Raw genomic sequence first — 20,725 nt, 5'->3', positions numbered from 1 at the left:
GCATACGAGGTTCTACCCGCCTTCTCAGGGAGCACTCAGGAAGCTCTCATCGTGGGGCGGGAGGCTCTCCTCATGACCGAGAGCTTCCGCCGCAGCGGCGAGTACGAGAACCCCTACCAGGGCGACCAGCAGCAGCCGGCGTACCCCCAGCAGCAGCAGCACGCCTCCTCCCCCGTGGACCCGGAGTGGCCGCCCCCGCCGGCCCACCGGCCCGCACAGCCGTCGACCGAGCCGGTGACGGTGGAGCCCGGCACCACGGTGTGGCCGGCCCAGTCCTTCTCGGCCACCGCCCCCGCCACCCCCACCGCCCCGGTCGACTTCGCCGGCTTCGCGGCGGACGGCTCCGGTTCCGGTGCCGGCCACGGCGGCGACACCGCTCTCCTCGCCGCCGTGCCCGCCGGGCCCGCGCCGAAGAAGCAGCGCAACCGCGGCACGGTCGCCCTGCTCGCCGCCGTGGCGATCATCGCCGCGGTCGTGGGCGGCGGCACGGCCTACGGCATCCAGGAGCTCACCGGCAAGGACTCGGTCTCCTCCAGCTCCACCAGCACCAACGTGGTGCCCTCCGCCAAGAGGGGCACGGTCTCCGGGGTCGCCGCGGCGGTCAGCCCGAGCATCGTCGAGGTCAAGGCCACGCTCAGCAACGGCTCCTCGACCGGCTCCGGGGTGATCGTCACCAGCGACGGCGAGATCGTCACCAACAACCACGTCATCTCCGGCGCCTCGTCGATCAAGGTGGCGACGAGCGACGGCAAGGAGTACACCGCCCAGGTCGTCGGTACCGACAGCAAGAAGGACCTCGCCCTGATCAAGCTGGAGAACGCCTCCGGCCTGACGGTGGCGACCCTCGGCAACTCCGACGGGGTCCAGGTCGGCGACGAGGTCGTGGCGATCGGCTCCCCCGAGGGCCTGACGGGCACCGTCACCAGCGGCATCGTCTCCGCCCTGGACCGGGACGTGACCGTCTCCACCGACGAGAGCCAGAGCCAGCAGGGACAGGGCGGCGGCAACGGCCAGTGGCCGTTCGAGTTCGGCGGCCGCCAGTTCAACGGCGACACCGGCACCTCGACGACGACCTACAAGGCGCTCCAGACCGACGCCTCGCTCAACCCCGGCAACTCCGGCGGCGCGCTGATCGACATGAACGGCAACATCATCGGCATCAACTCCGCCATGTACTCGGCCGCGGACTCCACCTCCTCGTCCAGCGCCGGCAGCGTCGGTCTCGGCTTCGCCATCCCGATCAACACGGTCAAGGCCGACCTGGCCGGCCTGCGGGCGGGCGGCTCCGACAGCTGATCCGGCCCGCCGCACACGCAAGGGAGTACGGCATGATCCAGCAGGTTTCGCACCCGGCGGCCGGCATCGACCCGGCCGGCTTCGCCCTGGCCCTCGAAGTGGCGTACGAGCTGAACGCACCGTCGGCGCCGACGCCCCGGGCGCCCGAGGTGGCCCCCGAGCTGATGGGCCTGCGCACCTCCGCGGCCCGTCCGCACCGCCGCAAGGTGCCGCTGAAGCGGCTGACCGCGGTCCACGGCTGAGCGTGGCCGGTCCGGCCCGCCGCCCGCTTCCTTCACGCCCCGGCCGGGAATCATGCGAGGCTGAACGCGGTACCGCCGAATCAGACCGATCGCACCGATCAGCCCGATCAGCCCGCAGACGTCCCACCGCATCCTCCGAGGAACCCCGCCCATGAGCTCCGCCGAAGGCGACCGTGACACCCAGCGCATCCTGATCGTCGACGACGAGCCGGCGGTGCGCGAAGCACTCCAGCGCAGCCTCGCCTTCGAGGGGTACGCCACCGAAGTCGCCGTGGACGGTGCGGACGCCCTGGAGAAGGCGGCCGCCTACCGGCCCGACCTGGTCGTCCTCGACGTCCAGATGCCCCGGATGGACGGCCTGACCGCGGCCCGTCGCATCCGGGGCGCCGGCGACACCACGCCCATCCTGATGCTGACGGCCCGCGACACGGTCGGCGACCGGGTCACCGGGCTCGACGCGGGCGCCGACGACTACCTGGTCAAGCCGTTCGAACTGGACGAGCTGTTCGCCCGGGTCCGTGCGCTGCTGCGGCGCAGTTCGTACGCGTCCGCGACCACCGACCCGGACCAGGCGGACGAGGCACTCACCTTCGCCGACCTGCGGATGGACCTCGCCACCCGCGAGGTGACCCGGGCGGGACGCCCCGTGGAGCTGACCCGCACGGAGTTCACCCTGCTGGAGATGTTCATGGCGCATCCGCGCCAGGTCCTGACCCGTGAGCAGATCCTCAAGGCGGTCTGGGGCTTCGACTTCGAGCCCTCCTCCAACTCCCTCGACGTCTACGTCATGTACCTGCGCCGCAAGACCGAGGCGGGCGGCGAGCCGCGCCTCGTGCACACGGTCCGCGGGGTCGGTTACGTGCTGCGCCAGGGCGGCGCGGAGTGAGCAAGCTGTCCCGCCGGTTCCGGACGCTGCCGATCCGGGCCCGGCTGTCGATGCTGGTCGCCGCGGCGGTGGCGTTCGCGGTGGCGGCGGTCTCGGTGACCTGCTGGTTCATCGTGCAGAAGAAACTGTACGAACAGGTCAACGCCGACCTCAGGAAGATGGCGCAGCCGGCGCTGTCCAGACAGGTCGACGAACTCCTCACGGCCTGTCCCCAGACCGACGACAACGACCAGACCGGCTCGAACGACCAGACCGGCATCAACAGCCTGCGGACCCAGAGCAGCTACATCCAGCTGGTCAAGGCGGACGGCACGGCCTGTGTCTCCTCGAACTCCGCGGGCACCGTCAAGGTCACCCGCGTCGACACGAACGTGATCAAGAACGCGAGTCACAGCAGGGGGATCGTCCCCGAGGGGATCATCCGCAACGGCACCGACACCGACGGCAACGCCGTGCGCGTGCTCACCACGCCGCTGCTCGTCAACACCCCGGGCATCGGCCCGCCCCAGCTGTACCCGGACACCGCGCTGCTCATCGCGGTTCCCCTCAAGAGCACCGAGTCCACCCTCAAAGACCTCGCCCTCATCCTCCTGCTGGTCTCCGGCATCGGAGTGATCGGCGCCGGGGCGGCCGGCCTCGCCGTCGCCCGCGCGGGTCTGCGCCCGGTCGACCGGCTCACCGAGACGGTCGAGCACGTCGCCCGTACCGAGGACCTCAGCGTCCGCATCCCCGTCGAGGAGGACAGCGACGACGAGATCGCCCGGCTCTCCCGCTCCTTCAACTCGATGACCTCCTCCCTGGCCAGCTCCCGCGAGCTCCAGCAGCAGCTCATCGCGGACGCCGGGCACGAGCTGCGCACCCCCCTCACCTCCCTGCGCACCAACATCGAGCTCCTCACCCGCAGCGAGGAGACCGGCCGCCCCCTGCCGGAGGCGGACCGCAAGGCGCTGCTGGCCTCGGTGAAGGCGCAGATGACGGAGCTGGCCTCGCTGATCGGCGACCTCCAGGAGCTGTCGCGGTCGGAGGGCCAGCAGGGCGAACGCGTCCAGGTGGTCTCGCTGGAGGACACCGTCGAGGCCGCCCTGCGCCGCGCCCGGCTGCGCGGCCCGGAGCTGACGATCACGTCCTCCGTCGACCCCTGGTACGTACGGGCGGAACCGACGGCGCTGGAGCGGGCGGTGGTCAACGTCCTCGACAACGCGGTGAAGTTCAGCCCCGAGGGCGGCACGATCGAGGTGCGGCTCAGCGAGGGCGTCCTGACGGTCCGCGACCACGGCCCCGGCATCCCCGCCGAGGAACTCCCGCACGTCTTCGACCGCTTCTGGCGCTCGCCGAGCGCACGCGCGCTGCCCGGCTCGGGCCTGGGTCTTTCGATCGTCGCGCGCACCGTGCAGCAGGCCGGCGGCGAGGTGAGTCTGACCCGCGCGGTGGGCGGCGGAACGGTCGTGACACTCCGCCTGCCGGGCTCGCGGACACCGCCGCCCGAACTCCCGTAACGACGCCCCGCCCCCGAGGAAGACCCGGAGTCCCCCGGTCGGCGCATCCGACCGGGCCGGTCCTACGATGTCCTGCCTGAAGGGGAGGCTTCGTGAGCGTCGACGCGCACACCGGGGGAAGCGGCTTCGAGCGGGAGTACGGTCGCCGCCGATGGCCCATGTCCCGGGCGCGGTTGGTCTTCCTGGTCGTGATGACCGTGAACGCCGTGTTGCAGATGAGCCGGGGCGACGACTTCATGCCGCGCTGGGGCAAGGTCGTGTTCGTGGCCCTGATGCTGGGGATCGTGGGCTGGGCCTGGCTCCAGCAGACCCGGGGGCGCACCCGCGTGGGGCCCGACGGGATCACCGTGCGCGGTGCGCTGCGGGAACGGCAGGTGTCCTGGACGGACATCTACGACATCCGCGCGGAGCCGTTCCCCAACCGCCGTATGGCCGGACCCCTGCTGTACGCCTACCTCTACCGCCACGACGGCCGGCGCACACTGCTCCCGCACGTGGACGACTGGCAGGTGCCGGACTTCGCCGCCGAGCTGGAGGGGCTGCGCGGGACCGCCGTCCGGCACCGCGCGACGGCCTGGGAGCGGCGGCCGGAGACCGAGGAGCTGATACGGCTGCGGACCGGTCACCGCAGGGCCTGGCAGTGGTCGGTCTCCGGTGCGCTGCTCGTCCTGCCGGTCACGTTCGTGGTGCTGATCGCGCAGGTGGTGACCGGGGCCCAGGTGCATCCGTTCCTGCTGTTCGTCGGTGCTCCCCTGGCCGCGTTCGCCGTCCTGGCCGTGGTGCTGCGCCGGTTCTGGAGGTCCCTGGTCCCCGTGTACATGCGCGAGCCGTAGCCGCGCTGCGCAGACACGGAACGAGGGGCCCGGGACGTACGCCACGCGTACGTCCCGGGCCCCTCAGGAACAGACGGAACAGTCGGAACAGACGGACCTACTGGACGATCGTGATCCGGTTGGTGGCCGGCGGTGCCAGCGGGGCCGCCGCCGAGGAGTTGGCCGTCAGGTACCGCACCAGAGCCTCCAGGTCGTCGACGCCGACGACGTCGTTCGTGCCCAGGCCCAGCGTGGTGAAGCCGTCGCCGCCGCCCGCGAGGAAGCTGTTCGTCGCGACGCGGTAGGTGGCCGCCGGGTCGATGGCGGCGCCGTTCAGCCGGATGGAGTCGGTGACGACACGGTCGGCTCCGGACTTCGTCAGGTCCAGCGTGTACGTCAGGTTCGCCGAGGGCTGGAGGATCTTCGGCGCGGCCGCGTTCGAGCCGCTGACCTGCTCCTTCAGCACCTGGATGAGCTGGGCGCCGGTGAAGTCCTGGAGGTTCACCGTGTTGGCGAACGGCTGCACCGTGAAGCCCTCGGCGTACGTCACCACGCCGTCACCCTCGCCGGCCTTGGCCGCGTAGGTGAGACCGGCGCGGACCCCGCCCGGGTTCATCAGCGCCACGGCGGTCTTCGGGTCCAGCTCCCTGCCGTACGCCAGCTGCGCGTCCGCGATCAGGTCGCCCATCGGGGACTCGGTGCCGGTGCTGTTGACGTCGGCGGAGATGTGGCCGATCGCCCGGTTGCCGATCGGGGCGGCCAGGGTGTTCCACTTGCCGATCAGCGCGGTCATGTCGGCCGCCTTGGCGACGTCCCGGGTGACCACGCGGTTCGCGGACTTCACGGACGTACGGGCGATGTCGCCGGTGAAGCGGTCGTACGTGAGCGTGGTGTCCGTGTAGAGGCGGCCGAAGGACGCGGCCGAGGTGACCATGCGCGGCTTGCCCGACGGGTCGGGGATCGTGCACACGTAGGCCGCGTGGGTGTGGCCGGTGACCAGCGCGTCGACCTTCGGCGTGATGTTCTTGGCGATGTCGACGATCGGGCCGGAGATGCCGTCGCCCGCGCCCGGCGAGTCGCAGTTGTAGTTGTACGCGCCCGAGGCCGGCAGTCCGCCCTCGTGGATCAGCGCGACGATCGACTTCACGCCCTGCCTGTCCAGCACCTTGGCGTACTTGTTGATCGTCTCGACCTCGTCCTGGAACTTGAGGCCCTTCACCCCTTCGGCGGAGACGATGTTCGGGGTGCCCTCCAGGGTCACACCGATGAAGCCGATCTTGACGCCGTTCTTCTTCCACACCGTGTACGGCTTGAGGATCGGCTTGCCGGTCTTCTCGTCGAGGACGTTCGCCGCGAGGTAGGGGAAGTCGGCGCCCTGGAACTTCTTGTCCGTGTAGCAGCCGGCCGTCGGGTGGCAGCCGCCGTTCTGGAGCCGGGCCAGTTCCTTGGCCCCCTCGTCGAACTCGTGGTTGCCGACGGAGGTGACGTCCAGGTCGAGCTTGTTCAGCGCCTCGATGGTGGGCTCGTCGTGGAACAGGCCCGAGATCAGCGGGGACGCGCCGACCATGTCGCCGCCGGCCGCGGTGATCGAGTACGAGTGGCCCTTGCGGGCCTCGCGCAGATGCGTCGCCAGGTACTCCACACCGCCCGCGTCGACGGTCTTCGTGGTGCCGTCGGCCTGGAGTTCGGTGACCCGGCCGGAGGAGCCCGACGGCGGTTCGAGGTTGCCGTGCAGGTCGTTGAAGGACAGCAGCTGGACGTCCTGGTAGCGGGCCGGCCGAGGATGACCGTGCCCGCCGTTGTCGTGCGCGTCCGCCGGCAGCGCGGCGGCCAGTGCGCCGGCCGTGGCGAGACCGGCGGCGGCCGCGAGAATCCGGTACGTACGACGTCTGCTGCCGGGATTCGACGGTGATGTGGCTGGCATGCGCCCCCCTGAGGCTGATGGCGTCCACCGGGCCGGTGTGGCCCCGTGGGTCTGCTGAAAGGTGTGCCCGTCCGGCGCAGCCTAAGGTCAACGCGCGTAGCACGACAGGGGTTTCAGGGTTACATCCAGGTTTCCCTTTGCCCCCGTCTCACCCCCTTCCTGCCGCCACTTTGCCCGGTACTCCCCTTACCCTCGTACGCATGACCAGCGACGACATCGCACGGCTCCCCGGCGCCCGATCCATCGAGACCCTCTCCGCGCTCTCCGCGGAACAGACCGAGGCCGTGCTCGCACTGCTCGCGGAGGCCGCCCAGAGCGACGGCCAGCAGGCGGTGTCCGAGCAGGGCCGGCTGCAACTGCGCGGCGGAGCCCGCGAAGGGGTCTCCCATCTGTTGCTGACGACGGGAGGCGAACTGCTCGGCTACGCACAGCTGGAGGACACCGACCCGGTGGAGGCGCCGGCCGCCGAGATGGTCGTGCACCCCGCGCACCGCGGGCACGGGCACGGGCGGGCACTGGGCTCCGCGCTGCTCGCCGCCTCCGGCAAGCGGCTGCGGGTGTGGGCGCACGGCGGCCACTCCGCGGCCCGCCACCTGGCCCAGGTCCTCGGCCTCACCCTGTTCCGGGAACTGCGCCAGATGCGGCGGCCGTTGGCCGGGCTCGATCTGCCCGACCCGGTGCTGCCCGAGGGCGTGGGCGTCCGCGCCTTCGAGCCGGGTGCCGACGACGCGGCCTGGCTCGCCACGAACGCCGCCGCGTTCGCCCACCACCCCGAACAGGGCTCCCTCACCCAGCGCGACCTCGACGACCGCAAGGCCGAGACGTGGTTCGACCCCGCGGGCTTCTTCCTCGCCTTCCGCGAGGACCGGCTGGTCGGCTTCCACTGGACCAAGGTGCACGCCGAGGAGGGCATCGGCGAGGTCTACGTCCTCGGTGTCGCCCCCGGCACGCAGGGCGGCGGCCTCGGCAAGGCCCTGACCACGATCGGCCTGCGCCATCTCGCCGCGCAGGCGCTGCCGACGGCGATGCTCTATGTCGACGCCGACAACAAGGCGGCGGTGTCCGTCTACGAGCGGCTCGGATTCGTCACGTACGAGACCGACCTCATGTACCGCACGGAGACCTGAGCGGCCGTCACCACCAGGGACCGTCCGGTGCGAGCGCCCCGGCCGGCGACTGGGTGACGCGTGCTCAGGCGGCGGTCGGGGCGGTCTCCCGCGGCCGGGGGTGCCGGACGGACCCGCGGCGCAGTGGCTCCGGCGCGCAGAGCGTTACCACCGCGACGGCCGCCATCAGCAGCCCCGCCCACCGCCCGTGCGCGTCCGCCCAGCGCTGGTCGCCCACCGCCACCAGCAGCGCCCACCGCTGCGGCAGCAGCAGCGTCGGCACGGTCACCGCGACGGCCGTCAGACCGGCCGCGACGGCGGCGCCCGGCCGGGTCCCGTCCGTGAAGCGGACGGCGGCCGAGGCGCCGGCCAGCGCCAGCGCGGCGGTCGCGGCCGCCTCCAGGGTGACCGCGCCCACCGGGGGCCGCGCCTGCCCCGGTACGAGCAGCAGCGCGGCCGTCCAGCACAGCGCGGTGACCGGCGCGGCCAGGGCCAGGCGCAGGGCGCCGCGCAGCGGTCGGCGCACCGGCACCGGCGCGGTGGTGTGCCGGGCCGGGTCGTCGGACAGGAAGGCCAGGCCCAGCGCGAGACAGAGCGCGGCGGCCCGCAGCAGGTTCAGGCACAGCCAGGGATCGGGGACGCCGGACAGCAACCGGGGCAGCCCGGCGAGCAGCAGGGCGAGCGTGCCGGCCGCCGCGAGGGCGGGTCGGGGCAGGGTGCGCCAGAGCGGGCGGAGCAGGGCGCGGAGCACGGCGTACGGCCTCGGCCGTCGTTCACCAGCCACAGGTGTCACCGTCGTCCTCCTCCGTCGTGGGCGCCTGCACGCCCAGCAGTTGCGCCACCCGCGCGAGCGGTGTCCCCGGGGTGGTCAGCTCCGTCCAGTGGGCCTTCACCTTGGCGATGACGCCGTAGCGCGGCTGCCGCAGCAGCTGCCGGACGACGTCGGTCTGCCCGGCGGTCATGGCGACGGAGGCGACGGGCGTCAGCGCGATCGCGGAGCCCTCGGCGCTGTCGTCGAGGCGGGCGCCGCGCAGCCGGGCCAGCGGGTCGGGCTCCGCGCCCAGCGCGAGCCACATGATCGTCACCACCCGGGCGTCGCACACCTCGCTGCCGGCCCGCTCGTCGCCCGCCACCAGGACGGAGGCGACCCCGACCGCGAACTGGACGTTCCGGTCGCCGCCCCACTCGGTGCCCGCGCTGACCTGGCCGGGCCCGGTGAGCGGGGCGATCGCGGCGTCGCCCTCCAGACCGTAGCGGGCTTCCACCCGTTGCCGTACGGTCAGCCGCGTGCCGCCCGCGGCACCGCCCGCCAGGCGGCGCACCCGGTCGGCCGCGGCGGCCCAGTCGGCGGTGCGGTCGGTCCACTCGGGGAAGGCGCAGTACGTCGAGGTGCCGTGGACGCTGCACGACTGGACCCGTTCCGGGTGCACGGACGCCTCGGCGCGGGCGGCCTTCAGCGCGGCCGTCTCGCCCGGGGCCTGCCCGACGGCCCCCGTGACGGTGACGGCCAGGGCGAGGGCGGTCACCGCCAGGGCCGTACGGGTGCGGGCGCCGCTCAGCAGCACCGCGCCGCAGGCCACCAGGACGATCAGCCCCGTCAGGTACAGCGCGTGCCAGGCGGCCGGGCGGCCGAGCAGGTCGGACGGCAGGGGTCCGGCGCCGGTCTCGGTGACGGCGGGCAGCAGCCAGCGCGCCCCGTGCGAGCCGTCCAGGTTCACGGCGGCGAGGACGAGCAGGACGTAGCCGCCGATCACCACGAGCGGGGCGGCGAAGAAGGACGGGACCAGCCGGGCGAGCAGGACGCCGGCGACCCCGGCCAGGAGGACGCAGAGCGGGCCGACGGCCAGTTCGAAGAACGAGCCGTGGCCGCTCGCGCCGGGCTTCAGCGCGGCCCAGGTGAACTCGACGGCCACGACGAGCGCGGTGAGCGCCGCGTACGGCACCACGGACAGGACGTGCGCGACCGTACGCCGCCAGGGCTCCATCGGCAGGATGCCGTCGTGCCGGTCGGTGCCGTTGCGGCGCGAGCGCACCGCGGCCCGGTTGACGCAGACGAGCAGGGCGATGCCGAGCAGCACCGGCCCGGTCTGGGTGCCCCGGTCGACGTCCTGGAGGACCGGATAGGCGCCCGTGCCGCCACCGCCCGAGTACAACTGCCAGGCGGTGTAGCCGACGTAGAGGAGCAGGAAGGAGAACACCGGGACGAACCTGATGAGTTCGCGGGCCTCGAAGCGGGCGAGGGCGAGCACGGCCGCGGTCCGCCGGGGGGCGGGGCCGGGGGCCGGTCCGGCGGCGGCGGCCGTCTCCACGACCTCGGTGGCGCTCATGCGGCCGCCTCCGCCGACACGCCGTCGAGCGCGAGCAGGTAGCCGTCCTCCAGGGTCGGTTCGAGGAGGTCGGCGCCCTCGGGCGGGTCGCCGACGTTGCGGAAGGTGCCGAGTCCGGTGCGCCAGCCCGCCAGCGCCGCCGGGTCCCGCTCGGCGCTGCTCCACACCCGGCCCGCGGCCTGCGCGGTGAGCTCGGCGGGGGTGCCCTCGAAGCGGAGGCGGCCCCGGGCCATGACGATCACCCGGTGGCAGAGCATCGCCACGTCCTCGGTCTGGTGGGTGGAGAGCAGCACCGTCCGGCCCTCGCCCGCCTGGGCGATCAGCTCCCGGAACCGCATGCGCTGTTCGGGGTCCAGGCCGACGGTCGGCTCGTCGAGGACGAGGAAACCGGGGTCGCCGACGAGGGCGGCGGCGAGCGCGACCCGCTGCCGCATCCCGCCGGACAGCCGCTTGATGCGCCGGCCGCGCACCTCGGACAGGTCGACGGCGTCGAGGATCCGCCGCACCTCGCGGTGCCGGGCTCCGCGGTCCGTCATCTCCTTGAGGATCGCCACGTAGTCGACGAACTCGAAGGCGGTGAAGTCCGGGTGGAATCCCGGGTTCTGCGGGAGGTAGCCCAGGGCGCGGCGGACGTTCTGCCGTCCGGCCGTGGTGCCCGGGTCGTGTCCGAGGACGCTGAAGGCGCCCCGGTCGGGGGGCACGGCGGTGGCGAGGACCCGCAGCAGGCTGGTCTTGCCCGCCCCGTTCGGTCCGAGCAGCCCGGTCACTCCTTCGGTCAGCCGCAGGGTCACCTCGTCGAGCGCGGCGGTGCCGCCGTAGCGGAGGGTCAGCCCGAAGGCGGAGACGGTGACGGTCATGGGGCACTCCTGTGAGTGGCGTGGGTGGCGCCGGCCGCGTCGAAGGCGTCGACGGCGTCGGTGAAGGGGGTGAGGGAGCGGCCGTCCGCGGTCACCTGCCGGCCCCCTGCCGGAAGTCGGTGAACGGCACGGTCGAGGCGTCGAACCGGTCGCGGGCGAGATAGAGCAGCCCGGCACCGAGTGCCGCGACCGCGCCCGCCACGCCCTGCCCGGCCGCGGTGAACGGCGCGAGCGTCCCGTCGCCGGACGCGTCCGCCGCGAGGAGCAGACCGATCCAGCCGCCGCCGACCAGGACGGGCGCGACGACCGGGCCCAGGCGGGGCGTCAGCGCCAGCCCGGTCGCGGTCAGCGCGAGCGCGGGCAGCAGCCAGGCCAGCGCGCGCAGTCCGTAGTCGGGGAGCGCGAGGGTCGCGAGCCCGTTCAGGCCGAGGCCGACCGTCAGCACGGCGACCGTGCGGATCAGCAGCAGCCGGAAGCCGTGCAGCGGGGAGACGACGCCCATCTCGTACGTCGGGTCGAGGACGGGCCCGTACGACAGCGCCACCCCGGCGAGCGGCAGCAGCGGCGCCAGGGCGAGGAACAGCGTGGGCGATCGTCCGGGTGTGACGGTGGCGGTGGCCAGTACGGTCATGAGCAGGACCGCGGCGACCGCCGCGAGCCAGGAGCGGCGCAGCACGGGCGTGGCGGTGAGCAGCCGGGCCGTGTGGTCGGCGACGCCGGCCCGTACCATCAGCGACTCGACGAACCCGCGCCGTGGCGCGTCGAGTTCGGCGTCGAGCCGCTCCCAGCCGGTGTCCAGCGCGACGGGGTCGGCGAGCCGCGCGAGCAGGGCGCGGCAGTCGGCGCAGGCCGCCAGGTGGGCGTCGGCGGACCACAGTCGCGGTGCCGCCAACTCGCCCCGGGTGTAGGCCCGGAGATCGTCCTCGGGCACATGCCAGGTGGTAGTCATGCCAGCGCCTCCCGCAGTTGCTTACGGGCGCGCAGGGCCCGTGTCTTGACCGTGCCGGGCGGTATGCCGAGCAGTACGGCCGCCTCCCGGGTGGTGAGCCCGTCGACGACCGTCGCCTGGAGGACGGCCCGCAGCTCGGGCGAGAGCCGGAGCAGGGCCCCGGCGAGGTCCCCGTGCTCCACCCCCGCGAGCACGCGTTCCTCCGCCGAGGCCTCGTCCCGCTGCCGCAGCCGCGCCAGCGCCTGCCGCAGCCGCCCCCGTGCGCCGTCGCCGCGCAGCACGTCGACCAGCCGCCGTGACCCGATGCGCCACAGCCAGCCGGCCACGTCGCCGTCCTCGCGGTAGCGGGCGGTCCCCCGCCACACCGCGAGGAACGTCTCCTGCACGACGTCGTCGACGATCCCGGCGTCGGCGCACCGGCTGCGCAGCCGGGCGCTCAGCCAGGGCGCGAAGCGCCGGTACAGCTCCTCGAAGGCGCGCCGGTCGGCGTCCGCCGCGACGGCGCGCAGCAACTCCCCGTCGCTTCTCGTCTCGCTCACGTCTCCTCATCGGACGAGCCCCGCCGATCGGTTCACACTCCGGCCCCCGACTTTTCCGATCGTCTTGGATTCATTTCACTGCTTAATCAGTGAAACAGTGGTGAATCGGCCGGCCGTGCCGCCTATCACCGGTGTCGAACCGGCCGTCCGCCGGCTCCGTACGTTCCCCGGGGAGGCGGAGTAGCGTACGAGGCCGACGCCTCCCGGCGGAGGGAGCGCGCGCACCCCGCGATGGACGCCCGGGGGCCGCACCGCGATATCCCGCACGCCATGTCCCCGTAACCGTTGGTTCAGACTGACTTGCGACGCTCGGCCAATGAACCCAGCCGCGCCCGAGGCCTCGCCGCCCCCGGAGGGCGATGCCGCCGCGCTCCCGCTCGGACGCCTCGACGCGCCCGTATACCTGCTGGCGCGAAAGAATGGGTCCATGAGCCAGCCAAATGCCCAGGCACAGGTCCAGCACCCGCAGCCCTCCGTGGGCTCCATAGCCGCGCACCGTCCGCACACCGTGTCGGCCGCGGTCTCCGACCTGGAACCCGACATCGACGCCGACCTCGACGCCTACGAGGAGTCTCCGTACGAGGGGCCCCAGCTGCCGCAGGGTCGATTCCTCGACCGGGAGCGCAGCTGGCTGGCCTTCAACGAGCGGGTCCTCGAACTCGCCGAGGACCCCGACACGCCCCTGCTCGAACGCGCCAACTTCCTGGCGATCTTCGCCAGCAACCTGGACGAGTTCTTCATGGTCCGGGTGGCCGGTCTGAAGCGCCGTATCGCCACCGGGGTCGCCACCCGCTCCGCCTCCGGCCTCCAGCCCCGCGAGGTGCTGGAGATGATCTGGGCCCGCTCCCGCGAGCTCATGGCCCGGCACGCCGCCTGCTACCACGAGGACGTCGCCCCCGCGCTCGCGGAAGAGGGCATCCACCTGGTCCGCTGGAGCGAGCTGACGGAGAAGGAGCAGGCGCGCCTCTTCACGCTCTTCCGCCACCAGATCTTCCCGGTGCTGACCCCCCTCGCGGTCGACCCGGCGCACCCCTTCCCGTACATCTCCGGCCTCTCGCTGAACCTGGCCGTCGTCGTACGCAACCCGGTCAGCGGGCACAAGCACTTCGCCCGCGTCAAGGTGCCGCCGCTGCTGTCCCGCTTCCTGGAGAGCTCCCCCGGCCGGTACGTCCCCATCGAGGACGTCATCGCCGCCCACCTGGAGGAGCTGTTCCCGGGCATGGAGGTGCTGGAGAGCCACGCCTTCCGGCTCACCCGCAACGAGGACCTGGAGGTCGAGGAGGACGACACCGAGAACCTCCTCCAGGCACTGGAGAAGGAGCTCATGCGGCGCCGCTTCGGGCCGCCGGTGCGCCTGGAGGTCGAGGAGTCCATCGACCGCGAGGTGCTCGACCTGCTGGTGCGCGAGCTGAAGATCAGCGAGGCGGAGGTGTACCCGCTGCCGGGTCCGCTGGACCTCACCGGCCTCTTCCGCATCCACGGCCTCGACCGGCCCGAGCTGAAGTACGCCAAGTTCATCGCCGGCACCCACCGCGACCTGGCGGAGGTCGAGTCCGCCTCGGCCCCCGACATCTTCGCGGCCCTGCGCAGCCGGGACGTGCTCCTGCACCACCCCTACGACTCCTTCTCCACCTCCGTCCAGGCGTTCCTCGAGCAGGCCGCGGCCGACCCGGACGTCCTCGCCATCAAGCAGACCCTGTACCGGACCTCCGGCGACTCGCCGATCGTCGACGCGCTCATCGACGCCGCCGAGTCCGGCAAGCAGGTCCTCGTCCTGGTCGAGATCAAGGCCCGCTTCGACGAGCACGCCAACATCAAGTGGGCGCGCAAGCTGGAGGAGGCCGGCTGCCACGTCGTGTACGGCCTCGTCGGCCTGAAGACCCACTGCAAGCTGTCCCTGGTGGTCCGTCAGGAGGGCGAGACGCTCCGCCGCTACAGCCACGTGGGCACCGGCAACTACCACCCGAAGACGGCCCGCCTCTACGAGGACCTCGGCCTGCTGACGGCCGACCCGCAGGTCGGCGCCGACCTGTCCGACCTGTTCAACCGCCTCTCCGGCTACTCCCGCCGGGAGACCTACCGCCGCCTGCTGGTCGCCCCCAAGTCCCTGCGGGACGGGCTGATCGCGCGCATCAACAAGGAAGTCCAGCACCACCGTGCCGGACGGCCCGCCCATGTCCGCATCAAGGTCAACTCGATGGTGGACGAAGCGATCATCGACGCGTGCTACCGCGCGTCCCAGGCGGGCGTGCCGGTCGACATCTGGGTGCGGGGCATCTGCGCGGTGCGGCCGGGCGTCACCGGCCTGTCGGAGAACATACGGGTCCGCTCAATCCTCGGCCGATTCCTCGAACACTCCCGGGTGTTCGGCTTCGGCAACGGCGGCGAGCCCGAGGTGTGGATCGGCAGCGCCGACATGATGCACCGCAACCTCGACCGCCGCATCGAGGCCCTGGTCCGGGTCACCGACCCGGCCCACCGCGCGTCCCTCAACCGGATGCTGGAGACCGGTATGTCCGACTCCACCTCGTCCTGGCACCTGGGCCCGGACGGCGAGTGGACCCGGCATTCGACCGACGCGGACGGACAGCCCCTGCGCAACGTCCAGGAGATGCTCATAGACGCCCGGAGGCGCCGGCGTGGCACAGCAACACCTTGACCCGACGGACCCCACGGCCGAGCCGGTGAAGGGTGACGCCCTCGCGCGTTACCTCCGGTCCCAGGCCACGGAGTTCCTCCGCGCCCTGCGCCTGCACCGGGAGACCGGTGGCACGGCGGGGGGCGCGGGGGGGTCCGCCGACGCGGCCCTGGCTTTGCGCCGGTCCGCCCGCCGCATCAGCGGCAGCCTGCACACCTACCGTCCGCTGCTGGACAGCGCCTGGTCGGAGGAGATCCGGCCCGAACTGGCCTGGCTGTCCGGCACCTTGGCGCTGGAGCACGCGTGCGAGGCGCGGCTGGACCGGCTCCTGCTGGCGCTGCACCGGCTGTCGGGCGCGACGCCCCTGCCGGCCCAGTCGGCGGCTGCCACGGCACCGGGCGCCGCCGGCCCGGCCGTGCCGCCGTCGGCGGCGGCGGCGGGGGACCGCGGCAACCTCACCGTGGGCGCGGCGAAGGCGGGCGCCCTGCTCGAACGGCAGTTGACGCTGGCCCGGACCCGGGCCCACTCCACCGCCCTCCAGGCGCTCGGCTCCTCCCGCTTCCACGCCGTCGCGGACAAGCTCGCCGTGCTCGCCAGCGACGTCCCGCTCACCCCGGCCGCCGTCGGCACGGACCTGCGTCCGCTGACCGACGCGGCCCGGGAACGCCTCACGGACGCCGTCACCGCCCTGCCGCTGGTCACCGCGGGCCACCCCTACAACGCGGAGGCCCTCGTCCACGGCCTCTCCCCGGACCCCGCCCCGCACGCCCAGGACGCCCCCTGGCACCAGGTACGCCTGCTGCTGCGCCTGTACCGCTACGCCCGCGAGGTGCCGGCCCCGGACGGCGACGACACCCCGCTGCACCTGTGCGTACCGGCGGCGGGCCAGGCCCTCAACCGGCACCGGGACGCCTCCGAGGCGGCCGCGGCCGCCGCCCAGGCGGCCCGTACGCCCCGCATCGCGCCGGCGACGGCGTACGCGCTGGGCGTGCTCCACGCCGACCAGCGCCACGAGGTGGAGGCGGCCAGGTTCGCCTTCCAGCAGGCCTGGCAGAAACAGACCGTCGGTACGTCCTGATCCGCTGGGAGGCTGAACCCCGGTGACCGAAGCGAACGACACCACCGTCCAAGCGGCCGGCTGCGTCCTGTGGCGCCGCTCCCCCTACGACGGGCAGCTCGAACTCTGCCTGGTCCACCGTCCGAAGTACGACGACTGGTCCCACCCCAAGGGCAAGCTGAAGCGCGGCGAGGACGCCCTCGCCGGAGCGCTGCGCGAGGTGGCGGAGGAGACGGGGTACACCGCCGAGCCCGGCGCCACGCTGCCGACCCTGCACTACCTCGCCAACGGCCGTCCGAAGCAGGTCCGTTACTGGGCCGCCCGGGCCGTCGCCGGCGCGTTCGCCCCGAACGACGAGGTGGACCGGGTCCTGTGGCTCTCCCCGCTGGCGGCCCGCAACCGGCTCACCCAGCCCCGCGACCGGACCCTGGTCGACGATCTGCTGTCGGCCGTACGGCACGCCTGACCCTTCGCCACCGGGCGCCGCACCGGCTGCGGTTCGGCCGCCCCCGCAGCGACCGGCTCAGCCGCCCGTCGTGTGCGTCTCCGCGTCCGTGCGGGCCTGGCTCCGGGCCCGGCGGGCCGGCCCTCGCCAGCCGCAGACACAGCGGGCCAGACAGAACGGCCCCTGCTCGACCGTGGTCGTCGTGTGTTGTCCCGGTTGTTCCCGGACGCGGTCCGGCCCCTCCTGCTGCGCCACGCCTGCCAGGGTACCGAGCCGTCGGTAAAGGGCTCGTATCGCGCCCCCCGGTGACACGCCGAGCGCGTGACCGGCGTCGCCTGCCCGTCGTTAGCCGAGACGACAGGGCCCGTGACGGACGTACCGGCTGGGAGTGGGCAGGCGATGACGGCAAGGCAGCGGTGGCACGGCCGGACAGCGGGCACGACCGCCGTGGCGGGACTCGTGGCCTGGGTCTGTGTCGGGGCCGCCGGCTGCTCCTGGAGCGGCGCCGCCGCCGAGGACGCGCGGGGCGCGGGCGACCCCGTCGAGACCCTGCGGCACGCCGCCGACCGGCTGGTGGACGCGGGCAGTTCGCAGGCCCGTACGTCCATGGAGATGGCGACCGGCGGCACCCGCGTCACCATCCGGGGCGAGGGCGTCTACGACTACCGCAGGCAGCTCGGCCGGCTGAAGGTGATCCTGCCGCAGGACCCGTCCGGGCAGAGCGAGCACCGGCCCATCACCGAACTCCTCGCGCCGGGCGCCCTGTTCATGAAGAACCGGGGCGCGGGGGTGCCGGACGACAAGTGGGTCCGGGTGGAGACGGCCGGCCTGTCGGACGGGAACCTGGTGACCGGCGGCGCCACCGACCCGTACGCGGCCGCCGAGGTGCTGCGCGGGACACGGTCGGCGACGTATCTGGGCCGGACCGAGGTGGCCGGGACCAGCGTGCGGCACTACCGCGGCACCGCCGACCTCGGCGACGCGGCGCGACGCGCCTCGGCCGGCGGCCGGGCCGCGCTGCGGGCGGCGGCGGCCGGCTTCGCCACGCCCGAGGTGCCCTTCGACGTGTACCTCGACGACCAGGGGCGCATCCGCAAGATCCGGCAGCGGTTCAGCTTCGTCAACGGCCGGCAGCGGGAGGCCGTGGCCGTCGCGTCGACGGCGCTGCTCTACGGCTTCGGCGCCCCCGTGGAGGTACGGCTGCCGGCCGCCGGGGACATCTACGCGGGCCGGATCGCCGAGGAGTGAGGCACGAGGACTAGCCCGTCCGTGCCATGCGCGGTGTGTAGGGCGCTCCCTACTCTAGGAAGTCGGTGACGACAGAAGTGAGGTGACGCGCGTGGCTCCGGTCGGCGGTACGACAGTTCAGGACCACGTGGCCCTCGCCGAGATCGAACTGTGCGGCGAGCTGATCATCGCCGCCTCGGCCGCCGGCGAGGACCGGCTCAGCCTGGAGAGCATCGACGAGGTGCTGCGGGTGACGGAGGAGCGGACCGCCTGCGGCTGAGCTCCGACCGCCCGCGCCGCCTCGCGCACCCCGCCGGCGGTCAGGTCCGCAGCAGCCGGCCGATCGCCTTCGTCGCCTCGCCCACCTTGGCGTCGATCTCGGCACCGCCCTTGACGGCCGCGTCGGCGACACAGTGCCGCAGGTGTTCCTCCAGGAGTTGCAGCGCGAAGGACTGCAGGGCCTTGGTGGAGGCGGACACCTGGGTGAGTATGTCGATGCAGTAGACGTCCTCGTCGACCATGCGCTGGAGTCCGCGGATCTGGCCCTCGATCCGGCGCAGCCGCTTGAGGTGCTCGTCCTTCTGCTTGTGGTACCCGTGCACGGCCGCCCCGGCTGCCGCGGTTTCGGAGGGCGCCGTGGCGCCGGCCTCGGTGGTCGTCATGGCGTCCTCCTGCTGACTGATACCCCTGGTGGGTATATGGTAACGAACTTTGCTGGGTATAGGGCCCTTGCCCATGGCCGCTACCGGCCCCTGTGCTGATCGCTCTGCCCGATGGGCGACACTGGAGGGCGGCCCATTAGCCGTGGCCGGATGATGCGCCTAGCATCAACCTGACCGAACCGATGCATCCCGAGGACCCCACGTGCGCTTTCGTCTGACCCCCAGGGAGACGAGCTTCTACGACATGTTCGCCGCGTCCGCGGACAACATCGTCACGGGCTCGAAACTCCTGATGGAACTGCTCGGGGCGGACGCTTCCGGCCGAGCCGAGATCGCAGAGCGCATGCGGGCCGCGGAACACGCCGGTGACGACGCCACTCATGCGATCTTCCACCAGTTGAACTCCTCGTTCATCACGCCCTTCGACCGCGAGGACATCTACACCCTCGCCTCGTCCCTCGACGACATCATGGACTTCATGGAGGAGGCCGTCGACCTGGTCGTCCTCTACAACGTGGAGGACCTGCCCAAGGGCGTCGAACAGCAGATCGAGGTACTGGCACGGGCCGCGGACCTGACCGCGGAGGCCATGCCGAACCTGCGCACCATGCAGAACCTCACCGAGTACTGGATCGAGGTCAACCGCCTCGAGAACCAGGCCGACCAGATCCACCGCAAGCTGCTGGCACACCTCTTCAACGGCAAGTACGACGCGATCGAGGTGCTCAAGCTGAAGCAGATCGTGGACGTCCTGGAGGAAGCGGCGGACGCGTTCGAGCACGTCGCCAACACCGTGGAGACCATCGCGGTCAAGGAGTCCTGACCTCTCCATGGACACCTTCGCTCTGGTCGTGACCATCGGGGTCGCGCTCTTCTTCACGTACACCAACGGCTTCCACGACTCGGCCAACGCGATCGCGACGTCCGTCTCCACCCGGGCGCTGACCCCTCGTGCGGCGCTCGCCATGGCGGCGGTCATGAACCTCGCCGGCGCCTTCCTGGGCAGCGGGGTCGCCAAGACCGTCAGTGAGGGCATCATCCAGACGCCCGAGGGCTCGCACGGGATGGCCATCCTGTTCGCGGCCCTGGTCGGCGCGATCACCTGGAACCTGATCACCTGGTACTTCGGCCTGCCGTCGTCCTCCTCCCACGCCCTGTTCGGCGGCATGGTGGGCGCCGCGCTCGCGGGCGGTACGACCGTCTACTGGAGCGGGGTGCTCGACAAGATCGTCATCCCGATGTTCCTGTCGCCGGTCGTGGGCCTGCTCGCCGGTTACCTGGTCATGACGGCGATCCTGTGGATCTTCCGGAAGGCCAACCCGCACAAGGCCAAGCGCGGCTTCCGGATCGCGCAGACCGTCTCGGCGGCGGGCATGGCGCTCGGCCACGGTCTCCAGGACGCCCAGAAGACGATGGGCGTCGTGGTGATGGCCCTGGTCATCGCGGGCGTCGAGGACTACAGCGACCCGATCCCGGTCTGGGTCAAGCTGGTCTGCGCGATCATGCTGTCGCTGGGCACGTACGCCGGTGGCTGGCGCATCATGCGCACCCTCGGCCGCAAGATCATCGAGCTGGACCCGCCGCAGGGCTTCGCCGCGGAGACGACCGGCGCGTCGATCATGTTCACCACGGCGTTCCTGTTCAAGGCGCCGATCTCCACGACCCATGTCATCACCTCGGCGATCATGGGCGTCGGCGCCACGAAGCGCGTGAACGCGGTGCGCTGGGGTGTCGCCAAGAACATCGTCCTGGGCTGGTTCATCACCATGCCGGCGGCGGCGATCGTGGCGGCCTGCGGTTTCTGGGTCGTCAATCTCGCGTTCCTGTAGCCCGACGGCCACGGCACGCCCCGCCGGGCACCCGCCCTCGGCCCTCGGCACCCACCTCGCATGGGCCGGCATCCGCCGGCCCATGCGGCGTTTCCGGCCGAGGTCGTCCGGAGCGGACGGGGGTCCGGAGCGGACGGGGGTCCGGGGCGGGGTCCCGCGGGGTTCCGGCCGAGGTCCACGGCGGCCGGGACCAGACACCCACCCGTGCGCGAGGCCCGACGCCGGAAACGAGGAAGGGCCCACCCCCCGGGAGCCGGGGGGCGGGCCCTTCCTTTCCTCGCGGTGGCACCGCCATGCAGCACCACGAGGGGTCTTTCGAGGCCGGGAGGCCTAGGGCATGTTTCGAAAGTCCCGTCTGCCCGGCGGCGTCTGGCACGCACTCCCCCAGAGGGGGCACCCCCAGCCGCGTTGTCGGGATCACCCCGATACAACC

The 20,725-nt window shown here is 72.6% G+C and carries 21 protein-coding genes; 13 read left to right on the top strand and 8 right to left on the bottom strand.

What is annotated here, in order from left to right; genetic code table 11:
- Nucleotides 1–72 precede the first annotated feature (72 nt).
- From ACZ60B_RS21850 to ACZ60B_RS21830, 5 genes are all read left to right on the top strand, one after another.
- A complete protein-coding gene (locus ACZ60B_RS21850; RefSeq protein WP_469389372.1) occupies nucleotides 73–1,296 on the top strand; it encodes a S1C family serine protease in 1,224 nt (407 codons plus the stop codon).
- Nucleotides 1,297–1,328: 32 nt separating this feature from the next.
- Nucleotides 1,329–1,538 carry a hypothetical protein gene (locus ACZ60B_RS21845; RefSeq protein WP_469389370.1) on the top strand — a complete coding sequence of 70 codons (210 nt, stop codon included), beginning with the start codon at nucleotides 1,329–1,331 and terminating at the stop codon, nucleotides 1,536–1,538.
- Between the two features lie 151 nt (nucleotides 1,539–1,689).
- Nucleotides 1,690–2,424 (top strand): response regulator transcription factor, encoded by a 735-nt coding sequence (locus ACZ60B_RS21840; RefSeq protein WP_469389368.1) that lies wholly within the window; start codon nucleotides 1,690–1,692, stop codon nucleotides 2,422–2,424.
- Nucleotides 2,421–3,920: a sensor histidine kinase gene (locus ACZ60B_RS21835; protein WP_469389366.1), complete on the top strand. Its 1,500-nt coding sequence runs from the start codon at nucleotides 2,421–2,423 to the stop codon at nucleotides 3,918–3,920. Before ACZ60B_RS21840 ends, ACZ60B_RS21835 begins: the two co-directional genes overlap by 4 nt.
- Before the next feature lie 92 nt (nucleotides 3,921–4,012).
- Nucleotides 4,013–4,753: a PH domain-containing protein gene (locus tag ACZ60B_RS21830; protein WP_469389364.1), complete on the top strand. Its 741-nt coding sequence runs from the start codon at nucleotides 4,013–4,015 to the stop codon at nucleotides 4,751–4,753.
- 97 nt (nucleotides 4,754–4,850) lie between these two features.
- Here the strand turns inward: ACZ60B_RS21830 and ACZ60B_RS21825 are convergent, their stop codons facing one another.
- Nucleotides 4,851–6,656, bottom strand: coding sequence for a bifunctional metallophosphatase/5'-nucleotidase (locus ACZ60B_RS21825; protein WP_469389362.1), 1,806 nt, complete (start codon nucleotides 6,654–6,656; stop codon nucleotides 4,851–4,853).
- Between the two features lie 200 nt (nucleotides 6,657–6,856).
- On the opposite strand from ACZ60B_RS21825, the gene mshD reads away from it, so the two are divergent.
- Nucleotides 6,857–7,783 carry a mycothiol synthase gene (gene mshD / locus ACZ60B_RS21820; RefSeq protein ID WP_469389360.1) on the top strand — a complete coding sequence of 309 codons (927 nt, stop codon included), beginning with the start codon at nucleotides 6,857–6,859 and terminating at the stop codon, nucleotides 7,781–7,783.
- Between the two features lie 64 nt (nucleotides 7,784–7,847).
- Here mshD and ACZ60B_RS21815 read toward each other — a convergent pair whose 3' ends face one another.
- The 5 genes from ACZ60B_RS21815 to ACZ60B_RS21795 form a co-directional block, all read right to left on the bottom strand.
- Entirely contained in the window at nucleotides 7,848–8,555 is a 708-nt protein-coding gene (locus ACZ60B_RS21815; protein WP_469389358.1) for an ABC transporter, read from the bottom strand.
- A complete protein-coding gene (locus ACZ60B_RS21810) occupies nucleotides 8,536–10,089 on the bottom strand; it encodes an ABC transporter permease (protein ID WP_469389356.1) in 1,554 nt (517 codons plus the stop codon). The genes ACZ60B_RS21815 and ACZ60B_RS21810 overlap by 20 nt, the downstream gene beginning before the upstream one ends.
- On the bottom strand, nucleotides 10,086–10,946 hold the full coding sequence (locus ACZ60B_RS21805; RefSeq protein WP_469389354.1) for an ABC transporter ATP-binding protein: 861 nt from the start codon (nucleotides 10,944–10,946) through the stop codon (nucleotides 10,086–10,088). Before ACZ60B_RS21805 ends, ACZ60B_RS21810 begins: the two co-directional genes overlap by 4 nt.
- 91 nt (nucleotides 10,947–11,037) lie before the next feature.
- Nucleotides 11,038–11,895: an anti-sigma factor family protein gene (locus ACZ60B_RS21800; RefSeq protein WP_469389352.1), complete on the bottom strand. Its 858-nt coding sequence runs from the start codon at nucleotides 11,893–11,895 to the stop codon at nucleotides 11,038–11,040.
- Entirely contained in the window at nucleotides 11,892–12,434 is a 543-nt protein-coding gene (locus tag ACZ60B_RS21795) for an RNA polymerase sigma factor (protein ID WP_469389350.1), read from the bottom strand. The genes ACZ60B_RS21800 and ACZ60B_RS21795 overlap by 4 nt, the downstream gene beginning before the upstream one ends.
- A 427-nt stretch (nucleotides 12,435–12,861) precedes the next feature.
- Here ACZ60B_RS21795 and ACZ60B_RS21790 point away from each other — a divergent pair, with 427 nt between their 5' ends.
- The 3 genes from ACZ60B_RS21790 to ACZ60B_RS21780 are packed head-to-tail and all read left to right on the top strand — an operon-like array spanning nucleotide 12,862 to nucleotide 16,595.
- Nucleotides 12,862–15,093, top strand: coding sequence for an RNA degradosome polyphosphate kinase (locus tag ACZ60B_RS21790; RefSeq protein ID WP_469389348.1), 2,232 nt, complete (start codon nucleotides 12,862–12,864; stop codon nucleotides 15,091–15,093).
- Nucleotides 15,074–16,150 (top strand): CHAD domain-containing protein, encoded by a 1,077-nt coding sequence (locus ACZ60B_RS21785; RefSeq protein ID WP_469389346.1) that lies wholly within the window; start codon nucleotides 15,074–15,076, stop codon nucleotides 16,148–16,150. The genes ACZ60B_RS21790 and ACZ60B_RS21785 overlap by 20 nt, the downstream gene beginning before the upstream one ends.
- 22 nt (nucleotides 16,151–16,172) lie before the next feature.
- Nucleotides 16,173–16,595, top strand: coding sequence for an NUDIX hydrolase (locus ACZ60B_RS21780; RefSeq protein WP_469389344.1), 423 nt, complete (start codon nucleotides 16,173–16,175; stop codon nucleotides 16,593–16,595).
- Nucleotides 16,596–16,652: 57 nt separating this feature from the next.
- Here the strand turns inward: ACZ60B_RS21780 and ACZ60B_RS21775 are convergent, their stop codons facing one another.
- Complete coding sequence (locus ACZ60B_RS21775) at nucleotides 16,653–16,838, bottom strand: hypothetical protein (protein WP_469389577.1); 186 nt, start codon at nucleotides 16,836–16,838, stop codon at nucleotides 16,653–16,655.
- 135 nt (nucleotides 16,839–16,973) lie between these two features.
- Between ACZ60B_RS21775 and ACZ60B_RS21770 the strand changes: the two genes are divergently transcribed.
- Together ACZ60B_RS21770 and ACZ60B_RS21765 are read left to right on the top strand one after the other, a co-directional pair.
- Nucleotides 16,974–17,822 (top strand): SCO4651 family lipoprotein, encoded by an 849-nt coding sequence (locus ACZ60B_RS21770; protein ID WP_469389342.1) that lies wholly within the window; start codon nucleotides 16,974–16,976, stop codon nucleotides 17,820–17,822.
- A 91-nt stretch (nucleotides 17,823–17,913) separates the two neighbouring features.
- Complete coding sequence (locus tag ACZ60B_RS21765) at nucleotides 17,914–18,081, top strand: hypothetical protein (protein WP_469389589.1); 168 nt, start codon at nucleotides 17,914–17,916, stop codon at nucleotides 18,079–18,081.
- A 40-nt stretch (nucleotides 18,082–18,121) separates the two neighbouring features.
- Here ACZ60B_RS21765 and ACZ60B_RS21760 read toward each other — a convergent pair whose 3' ends face one another.
- A complete protein-coding gene (locus ACZ60B_RS21760) occupies nucleotides 18,122–18,463 on the bottom strand; it encodes a metal-sensitive transcriptional regulator (RefSeq protein ID WP_469389340.1) in 342 nt (113 codons plus the stop codon).
- 202 nt (nucleotides 18,464–18,665) lie between these two features.
- Here ACZ60B_RS21760 and ACZ60B_RS21755 point away from each other — a divergent pair, with 202 nt between their 5' ends.
- Together ACZ60B_RS21755 and ACZ60B_RS21750 are read left to right on the top strand one after the other, a co-directional pair.
- The gene (locus ACZ60B_RS21755; protein WP_162468166.1) at nucleotides 18,666–19,286 is read left to right on the top strand and encodes a DUF47 family protein; all 621 of its coding nucleotides are present in this window, start codon (nucleotides 18,666–18,668) and stop codon (nucleotides 19,284–19,286) included.
- A gap of 7 nt (nucleotides 19,287–19,293) precedes the next feature.
- Nucleotides 19,294–20,292: an inorganic phosphate transporter gene (locus ACZ60B_RS21750; RefSeq protein WP_469389338.1), complete on the top strand. Its 999-nt coding sequence runs from the start codon at nucleotides 19,294–19,296 to the stop codon at nucleotides 20,290–20,292.
- The last annotated feature ends 433 nt before the right edge of the window (nucleotides 20,293–20,725 follow it).

It is taken from the genome of Streptomyces sp. NPDC104096 (assembly GCF_055584385.1).
The sequence above is the reverse complement of the archived record's forward strand: the minus strand, read 5'-3'. Positions and strand labels throughout refer to the sequence as shown.